General features: G+C 38.2%; 10 protein-coding genes. 3 read left to right on the top strand and 7 right to left on the bottom strand.

Features of this window, described 5'->3' with window-relative positions:
- The 3 genes from MRZ08_RS00310 to MRZ08_RS00300 all read right to left on the bottom strand — a co-directional run.
- Positions 1–624: 2-dehydropantoate 2-reductase (locus MRZ08_RS00310; RefSeq protein ID WP_290878633.1), on the bottom strand; the 624-nt coding region annotated here is incomplete at its 3' end.
- A gap of 43 nt (positions 625–667) precedes the next feature.
- Positions 668–1,228 (bottom strand): chromate transporter, encoded by a 561-nt coding sequence (locus MRZ08_RS00305; RefSeq protein WP_290878630.1) that lies wholly within the window; start codon positions 1,226–1,228, stop codon positions 668–670.
- Positions 1,221–1,760 (bottom strand): chromate transporter, encoded by a 540-nt coding sequence (locus MRZ08_RS00300; RefSeq protein WP_290878627.1) that lies wholly within the window; start codon positions 1,758–1,760, stop codon positions 1,221–1,223. Before MRZ08_RS00300 ends, MRZ08_RS00305 begins: the two co-directional genes overlap by 8 nt.
- 94 nt (positions 1,761–1,854) lie before the next feature.
- Between MRZ08_RS00300 and MRZ08_RS00295 the strand changes: the two genes are divergently transcribed.
- Together MRZ08_RS00295 and MRZ08_RS00290 are read left to right on the top strand one after the other, a co-directional pair.
- Positions 1,855–2,415 carry a hypothetical protein gene (locus MRZ08_RS00295; protein WP_290878625.1) on the top strand — a complete coding sequence of 187 codons (561 nt, stop codon included), beginning with the start codon at positions 1,855–1,857 and terminating at the stop codon, positions 2,413–2,415.
- Positions 2,416–2,429: 14 nt separating this feature from the next.
- Positions 2,430–3,086 (top strand): HAD family phosphatase, encoded by a 657-nt coding sequence (locus tag MRZ08_RS00290; protein WP_290878622.1) that lies wholly within the window; start codon positions 2,430–2,432, stop codon positions 3,084–3,086.
- Positions 3,087–3,108: 22 nt separating this feature from the next.
- On the opposite strand, the gene MRZ08_RS00285 is transcribed toward MRZ08_RS00290, so the two are convergent.
- Positions 3,109–4,476 (bottom strand): MATE family efflux transporter, encoded by a 1,368-nt coding sequence (locus MRZ08_RS00285; protein WP_290878619.1) that lies wholly within the window; start codon positions 4,474–4,476, stop codon positions 3,109–3,111.
- Between the two features lie 293 nt (positions 4,477–4,769).
- Between MRZ08_RS00285 and MRZ08_RS00280 the strand changes: the two genes are divergently transcribed.
- Positions 4,770–6,176: an alanine/glycine:cation symporter family protein gene (locus tag MRZ08_RS00280; RefSeq protein WP_290878616.1), complete on the top strand. Its 1,407-nt coding sequence runs from the start codon at positions 4,770–4,772 to the stop codon at positions 6,174–6,176.
- Positions 6,177–6,220: 44 nt separating this feature from the next.
- Here the strand turns inward: MRZ08_RS00280 and sdaAA are convergent, their stop codons facing one another.
- From sdaAA to MRZ08_RS00265, 3 genes are all read right to left on the bottom strand, one after another.
- On the bottom strand, positions 6,221–7,096 hold the full coding sequence (sdaAA, locus tag MRZ08_RS00275) for an L-serine ammonia-lyase, iron-sulfur-dependent, subunit alpha (protein WP_290878614.1): 876 nt from the start codon (positions 7,094–7,096) through the stop codon (positions 6,221–6,223).
- Between the two features lies 1 nt (position 7,097).
- Positions 7,098–7,760, bottom strand: coding sequence for an L-serine ammonia-lyase, iron-sulfur-dependent subunit beta (sdaAB, locus tag MRZ08_RS00270; protein WP_290878612.1), 663 nt, complete (start codon positions 7,758–7,760; stop codon positions 7,098–7,100).
- An 80-nt stretch (positions 7,761–7,840) separates the two neighbouring features.
- Positions 7,841–8,152, bottom strand: a 312-nt coding sequence (locus tag MRZ08_RS00265; protein ID WP_290878610.1) for a cation:dicarboxylase symporter family transporter, incomplete at its 5' end; no start/stop codon positions are given.

The following is an 8,152-nucleotide window of genomic DNA, read 5'->3' as shown; positions in this document are numbered from 1 at the left end:
TGAATCGAAGAATTCTCCAATGGTGCATTCCATAAGCGTGGTCATGGAATTCATAGTTCCATTTACCATAACCTTTCTCCAGATCGCATACATCACGTCTGTATCGTATTTTGCTCCAAGGCCTGCCTTATCTAAGAGATCAGCAATCTTTCTTCCATTTTTCTCATCATCACCGATATTTTGGACATCTATTGTTCCCTTGCCTGTGATTTCTATTTCTCCTGGTGCATTTAGACCAGCAGCCCAAATCGTAACCCCCATGTTAATTTGATTTTTGTCTACAAATTTTTCTAAGATTTTTTCATGACCCATTCCATTTAGTAGGCAAAGAATTTGGGTATCTTTTCCTATTATGCCTTCGATAGATTCCATCATAGATTCTAGTGCCATTGACTTAGTCATAACTACAACTAGGTCTGCCTTTTTCTTGGCATCTTCTGGTTTCATTGCTTTTATTTTTATTGTATCTTCTACTTTACCAGAAACTTTGAGTCCATTTTCATTAATTTTATCTATATGATCTTGCCAGTAATCTAGTAAGATAACTTGGCTGTCCGTATTTTTTTCTATGTGATAGCCTATGGTTGATCCCATAGCTCCACTTCCTGCTATATAAACTAACATTTTCTTATCCTTTCTCTTACATTCTACTTATACCCAGCCTAACTTAGAGTTTTAGGAAAATTCCAAGCAGAGCTCCTATTATGATTACGACAATAGGATTTAATTTCTTAAATTTCGTTAATAAGCCTAAAAATACCACAAATATTCCTAAGGGAATTGGTCTTACTATATTTATTATATTTCCACTTTGCCTAAAGGCTTCTATGTTAAATAAAGTTACAAATAATACCGAGCTCATAGCTCCAAGGATAAGGCCCGCTGTAGCCGGTCTTAAGGTTACGAAGGCATCCTTTACGACTTTGGAGTTTTTAAACTTATCCATGGCTCTTGCTATAAATAGAATAATTATCACTGGTCCTGTGATTAGAGAAATCGTAGCAAGAATACCTCCCACATATCCATGGGCGTTAATTCCTGCATAAGTAGACATATTTATCCCAATCGCTCCAGGTGTCGATTCAGATACAGCTATCATATCTAGAAGCTCTTCATTCGAGAAATAGCCAAACTTCTCCCCTACTTCATAGAGAAAGGGTATGGTTGCCATTCCTCCACCTACTGCAAATATTCCGATCTTAAAAAACTCCCACATCAACCTAAGCATTTTTCTTTCCCCTTCCTAAAAGTATTCCAAAAACTCCAACCGTTACCACAACCACAATTGGCGAAATAGACAAAAATCCTATAGCCACAAAGGTCAAAATAAATACCATAAATTTAAGTCCTGTATTGGCATCCTTTTTTATCATCTTAAGGACAGAATAAAAAACCAAGGCACAAACCGCAACTCTTATGCCGGCAAAGGCATGTTGGATTATGGCTAGATGACTGAAGCTTTGTAGGAATTTGGCTATGATAGAAATGATTATTATAGATGGCGTAATGAATCCGAGACTTGCTACAATCCCTCCGATGTTTCCACCTACCTTGTAACCACAAAAGGTCGAGGTGTTAATGGCAATAATTCCTGGAGTGGATTGGCCAATTGCATAATAGTCTAAAATTTCCTCATGGCTTGCCCAGCCCTTCTTATCGACCACTTCTCTTTCTAAAAGAGGAAGCATGGCATATCCCCCACCGAAGGTGAAAAGACCCATCTTAAAAAATGTTAAATAGAGTTCTAATAAAGTGTTCATAATATCTCCTTACAGCTAATTATATTATAAATCTAACTAAGAGGCAAAGCCTTCCATATGGTATAATGTATATATAAATTGAAGGAGGATAATTATGAAAAAGAAAAACATGCTCGCTCTCTTCTTGTGTCTGGGAGCCCTGGGCTTTGTGACTACCAGTCTTGCAGATAATAAGTCAGAAAACCTCCCTATTGTCTACTACGAAGACTATGACCTAGATGAAGCCCTTGGCCTTATAGATTCTGATAAGGAGAATCTTCCTGGGCCAGAAAAAAAAGATGAAATTGAAGAAGATTTAGAAAAAGATTTAGAAAAAGCTATTGCTTCTATTGAAGATGAAATGTCCAGAGAAGAAAGTAAAGAAGTCCAATCTGGATCTACGAGACCTTCTAATTCTAGCCAAGGTTCGAAGGATAGTTTCCCATATCCTGCTGGAGATAGGCCAATCGAAAATCAAAAAACTAGACCTTACACCAGTAGAAAGAAAAACTATACAGCAGATTCTACAGAAGGTCCAATCAAGGGCAATAGACTTACAGGAGTCTATCACACCCCGGGTCAGAGGGACTATAAGAAGATTTCTGTAGAAAATGTAACCTGGTTTTACTCAGAAGAAGAAGCCATCAGCAAAGGCTACAGACATGCTCAAAGATAGACGAAAGGATACAAATGTACGGACTAATATTCGATATTGACGGAACGATTCTAGATTCCATGCATATTTGGATAAAACCGCTCGAAGATATCTTTACGAAATACGGTTATGACTTAAATAAAATCCCAAAAGAAAAAAAGGGAGAGATTGAGGCCCTTCCCTTCTATGATATGTGTGAATTTCTATCGAAAAATATAGCAAGAGATATGACTAAGGACGAAGTAATTAAGTATTTCGAAGAGACTATAGAAAATGCCTACGCAAATGATCTTCTTCCTAAAAACGGAGCTGTAGATTTCCTAAAAGACTTAAAGAAGAAGGGATACACTCTTTCTGTAGCATCCTCCACCGACTACAAATATCTAGAAAAGGCCCTAAAGAGAATTGGAGTATTCGACCTCTTCGACTTTGTGGCGACACCAGATACAACAGGATACAATAAGTCTAAGAAAGAATTCCGGGAGTATTCGATCAGAAAACACGGCAAGTCTCCAGAAGACTTAATTCTTTTCGACGATGCCCTCTATGCCATAAAAGCCGCCAAAAATTCTGGAATTAAGACAGTAGGCATAAAGGACTTTCCTTGGAATGAAAAGGAGTGGGACTATATCAAAAAAGAAGCAGATTACTTTGTAGATGAGATTTCTAGCTTCGATATTGAAAACTTATAATAAATATTCTAAAAGAGCCAGCTTAATCAAGTTCTGGCTCTTTGTAGTTTTCATTTTTTAATTTTTTAACCTTCCTAGATAGGAAAATTATAGCAAGAATCCCTTTGAAGTTTGAGCTTAGGCTCATGGCAATCCATACTCCATGAACACCCAAAAATGGCATGAGGATTAAGGAAATTGGGATTCTCGATGTATTCATCACAAGACCTATTAGGGCTGGAGTTTTTGTATCAGAAAGCCCATTGAAAGCACCAGCAAGGCCAATCTCTGTTGCCATCATAAGCTGGCTTAAGGAAAGGATCAAGAGATAATCGGCGCCTAAGCTTATGGCTTCACTATCTCCTGGCGTAAAGAGAGCAAATAAATTGTACCTAAAGAAAAATAGGACAAGACTTGCTATAAGGCCAATGCTTGCCACAAGCTTAAAGCTTACCTTTATTATATCTATTACCCTATCGATTTTTTTAGCTCCGTAGTTTTGTCCAACAAGAGCCTGGATTCCAACTTGGATTCCCTCTGTCGTATTCCATGAAATCGACTCAAGTTGAGCCCCGATCGAAGCTACCGCAACTGGAACTGGGCCAAAGCTTGCCATAAATCTATTTAGTATCATAGAAATCGAAGCATGAAAACCACTCAAAACTCCTGCCGGAAGACCTAGCTTAAATATTTCCTTCTGCCAATTCATTCTATAATCAATCCTAGATATGGCCTTTTTGATTATATCGTCCTGCCTTATGATAACAAATAAAAAGCATAGGCTAACCAAAAACTGACTGAAGATAGTCGCTATAGCAGCTCCCCTTATGCCCAAGGCTGGAAGGGGTCCAAAGCCAAAGATCAAAACTGGATCTAGTATCATATTTGCAAGAAGTCCTACTGCATTAATCTTAAAGGGACTTATAGAATCCCCTAGGGCTGTAAAGGATTGAGAAAACATAGGATTTATAAAAAAGAAAATCATCCCACAAGCCACTATAAAAAGATATCTTTTTGCAGCAATCTCTGCCGCATCTCCCAAATGATAGGCTTCTATAAATATATTTCTAATAATTAGGACAAAAATAGTAAAGGAAAAACCTAAAATCACTGCTTGAATTATACCGTTATTTATTACCCTTATAGTCTCCTTCTCACTGCCCTGGCCGTAAGATTGGGATGCAAAAACTCCTGTACCAACCTTTGGTATAAGAGCAAGGGAGTTAGCTATCCAAAAGACAAATCCAGCAATCCCTACACCTGCAACTGCATCGGTTCCAAGCCTAGATATCCAAATCATGTCTACAAAGCCATAAGCAATCTGTATAAAGGCTGTTAGGGCTAGAGGAATCGAAAGTTTAACTAAGGTTTGCCAGATAGGTCCTCTTGTAAGATCTAATTTCTGATTCATAAATCGCCTCTCTTTCAAATAATATTTCTCTATAAATTATATTAGCATTTTATTATTGAACAATTAAATCCTAGAAAGTCAAAATTTTCAAAATAAAATCTCCCCAATTCCCTAAGTAAAATAATAGATGTTTTCATCGATAAGAATAAACAGTACAATAAAACTTGTAATTTTATATTGAGAAATTACTAAAGCTATTTAAACATTTATTTAACAGCGGTATAATCTATTATTATATTATCTTGATAAAGTTATTAGATAAGTTAATTCAAACTTAAATAAGGAGAAGAATAATGGAAAATTTGAATATGATTATAGGAAAGATAAATACTGTCTTGTATTTCCCTATCCTTGTAGTCTTACTTATAGCTGTAGGCCTGTATTTTACAATAAGAACTGGCTTTATCCAAGTAAGCCTTCTAAAGGAAGCCTTCAAGGTAATCAAGGAAAAACCAAAGAACGAATCAGATGTATCAAGCTTTCAAGCCTTGATGATATCTACAGCATCCAGAGTAGGAACTGGAAATATAGTAGGAGTTTCTTCTGCCATATGTCTAGGAGGCTATGGAGCTGTGTTTTGGATGTGGCTTGTAGCTATAATAGGTTCTGCTAGTGCCTTTGCTGAGTCAACTCTTGCTCAAATTTATAAGAAAAAAGGAAAGCACAGCTCATACGGAGGTCCGTCTTACTACATAGAAGAAGGTCTAAAGAGCAGAAAGCTCGGAGTAGTTTTCTCTATCGCCCTTATAGTTTGCTATGCTGTTGGCTTTAATATGCTTGCAAGCTTCAACCTTCAATCTTCCTTCCAATCTTACGGGATTTACAATCCTGATATTAGTCCAAAGATTATCGGAGGATTCTTCGCCCTTGCGGTTGCCTTTGTTATCCTTGGTGGAGGAAAGAGAATAATTAAGATCACCCAAAACCTAGTTCCTTTTATGGGAATAATCTTTGTTGTAGTTTCTCTTATCATGATAATCCTAAATATAGGAAGGATTCCTGAAGTCTTTAGGAAAATCATAGAAGATGCCTTCAACTTCAAGGCAATTTTCTCAGGTCTTGCCGGATCATCCATGATTTTGGGTATGAAAAGAGGACTTTATTCTAACGAAGCTGGTATTGGTTCTGCACCAAATGCCGCTGCAGCTGCTGAAGTAAGCCATCCTGTAAAACAAGGACTGGTTCAAATGCTTTCAGTATTTATCGATACCCTTTTGATTTGTACATCTACAGCCTTTATGGGTCTAAGCTCAGGTATAGATCCAAGTCCTGCCCTTGAGGGAGCTCCTTTCATCCAGGAAGCCCTAGCGAGTGTCTTTGGTAACTTCGGATATTACTTTATATCAGCATCCCTTGTGCTTTTTGGCTTTACAACCTTTATAGGAAATCTCTACTATGTGGATTCAAACTTTGACTATCTAGCCAAGAAGGAATTAGACGAGAGACAAAGAATACCTTATAGGATTCTTGCAGCCTTTCTAATATTTTTCGGTGCTATCCAAGAGCAAGCCTTTGTTTGGAACCTTTCCGACCTATTTATGGGTATAATGGCTCTGATAAATCTACCAACGATTTTGATCTTATCAAATAAATTAATAGCCTGCTTGAAAGATTACAAGGCTCAAAGAAAAGAAGGCAAAGACCCAAGCTTTGTCGCAAAAAATATTGGAATAAAAGAAGAATTAGATTATTGGAAATAAAAATAGACCCTAGCTAGAATTTCTCCTAGCTAGGGTTTTCTTATCTATTCACCGTCTATATATTTTGCCTTAAGTTTAAGGGCTGATGGACAAACGGCTATACCGCCTTCACCTGTCTCTCTTAATCTTGCTGGTAGGACGTCTCCTACTCTCTTAAGAGCATCTACTGCTTCATCGAAGGTTACGATCATCTTGACATTTGCCATAGCCATGTCTGCACTTGCTAGGGCATTCATAACTCCGTTGGCATTTCTTAAGTTACATGGGAACTCAACCATGCCGCCTATAGGGTCGCACACTAGTCCTAGAATATTTAGTAGGGCTGCTGTTGCAGCATTTTCTTGAGTTTGGATGTCATAGCCTCTTAAGAAGCATACAGCAGCTGCTGCCATTGCCGCAGCAGAACCTGTCTCAGCCTGACATCCACCCTCAGCTCCAGCGAAGGTCGCATTGTCGAATATTACTTGACCAATTGCACTTGTTACAAGAAGAGCCTTCTTAAGCTCATCATCACTGTAGCCGTATTTTTTATACATAGTCATGAGTGTTGCTGGAAGGATTCCCGACGATCCTGCAGTTGGAGCTGCAGCGATTATACCCATGGCAGCATTTATCTCTGATGTAGAAAGAGCCATAGCCATGGCAAGGGCTGGTGTTTCTCCAAGGACAGATTCTCCCTTGAGGAAGTAATCGTGCATGCTCTTAGCATTTCCCCCAGTCATGCCCGTAACTGAAATCACTTCAGTTTCAAGAGCTGCTTGGGCTGATTTTTTCATTACATCTAGGGTTCTTTGAAGCCTTTCCCAGATTTCTTCCTCGCTATTTCCAGTGTTTTTAATCTCATCTTCTAGAGCAATTTCCCAAAGCTCGCAGTTTCCTTCTTTACATCTTTCTTTTAGTGTTTTCATTTTTGTTAACATACTATACCCCTATATATTTGATAAAGGTAAAATCTTTACCATCTCTAATTTTTTGTAAAATATCGTCTCTTAGTGGTTCGTCTAGCTCACAAACTAACATAACATTATTATCTTCCTTGATAGTCTTCATAGTGTTAATGTTATAGCCATTATCGAAAAGAATTCCTGAAACAAAGGCTATTACTCCCTTTTGTTCAGCATAGCTCATGAAAAGAGTAGGCTTATTTGCCTTAAACTCGATTGCATTACCATTCATTTTGGTAATAACTATTGCTCCACCACCTATGGATGAACCTTGAACTGAAAGGGCTGATCTATCCGGGTATTTGAACACTATATTTACCGTGTTTGGATGAACATCTCCAAGGTCAGTTTCTACAAAAGAATATTTAATGCCTGCCTTATCGGCGTATTCGAAGGCATTGATAATCCTTTCATCTTCTGGGTCAAAGCCCAAAACTCCACCAACCAAGGCTCTATTTGTTCCGTGGCCCTTGTAGGTTTTAGCAAATGAGCCATGGAGGTAGAAGATAACCTCGTTAAAATTTCTATCTACCATACGTCTTGCTGTATGAGCGATCTTACAAGCTCCAGCTGTATGCGAGCTTGATGGACCAACCATATTGGGCCCTATTATATCAAAAACTGATGCATTAACTGTCATATCGTCTCCTTATATTTCTTAATAAACAAGGGGCAGCATAGCCGCCCCATTCTTTTTGCAAAGGTAATAAGGCTATTAGCCTATTTAGTTTTGACTGGGTCTGGTTGCCAGTCTTTTTTACCTAGTATATTCTTATTATAAATTTTATCTACCGCTACTGCAAGCGCTGGGTCTCCAGAAATATTGGCAGCTGTTCCAAATGAGTCTTGGGTTAGGTATAAGGTTATTAGTAGGCTTGCCATTGTTGATTCTGGTGAGATTCCTACTACAGGTAGGAATGGTAGGGCACTCATTACTGCTCCACCTGGTGCTCCCGGTGCTGCAACCATTGCGATTCCTAGTATTGCTATAAGCCTTAGGATAAGTCCATAAGAGTGTGGCATATCGTACAT

The sequence above is a fragment of the Anaerococcus sp. genome (assembly GCF_022770135.1).
Taxonomy (GTDB): Bacteria; Bacillota; Clostridia; order Tissierellales; family Peptoniphilaceae; genus Anaerococcus.
This window is presented reverse-complemented; position numbering and strand designations above follow the sequence as displayed.

Bases quoted from the DNA above. Each gene is read 5' to 3' on its own strand.
- MRZ08_RS00305 (WP_290878630.1), bottom strand. From the start codon at position 1,228: ATGCTTAGGTTGATGTGGGAGTTTTTTAAGATCGGAATATTTGCAGTA.
- sdaAB (WP_290878612.1), bottom strand. From the start codon at position 7,760: ATGACAGTTAATGCATCAGTTTTTGATATAATAGGGCCCAATATGGTT.
- sdaAA (WP_290878614.1), bottom strand. From the start codon at position 7,096: ATGTTAACAAAAATGAAAACACTAAAAGAAAGATGTAAAGAAGGAAAC.
- MRZ08_RS00295 (WP_290878625.1), top strand. From the start codon at position 1,855: ATGAAAAAGAAAAACATGCTCGCTCTCTTCTTGTGTCTGGGAGCCCTG.
- MRZ08_RS00290 (WP_290878622.1), top strand. From the start codon at position 2,430: ATGTACGGACTAATATTCGATATTGACGGAACGATTCTAGATTCCATG.
- MRZ08_RS00300 (WP_290878627.1), bottom strand. From the start codon at position 1,760: ATGAACACTTTATTAGAACTCTATTTAACATTTTTTAAGATGGGTCTT.
- MRZ08_RS00280 (WP_290878616.1), top strand. From the start codon at position 4,770: ATGGAAAATTTGAATATGATTATAGGAAAGATAAATACTGTCTTGTAT.
- MRZ08_RS00285 (WP_290878619.1), bottom strand. From the start codon at position 4,476: ATGAATCAGAAATTAGATCTTACAAGAGGACCTATCTGGCAAACCTTA.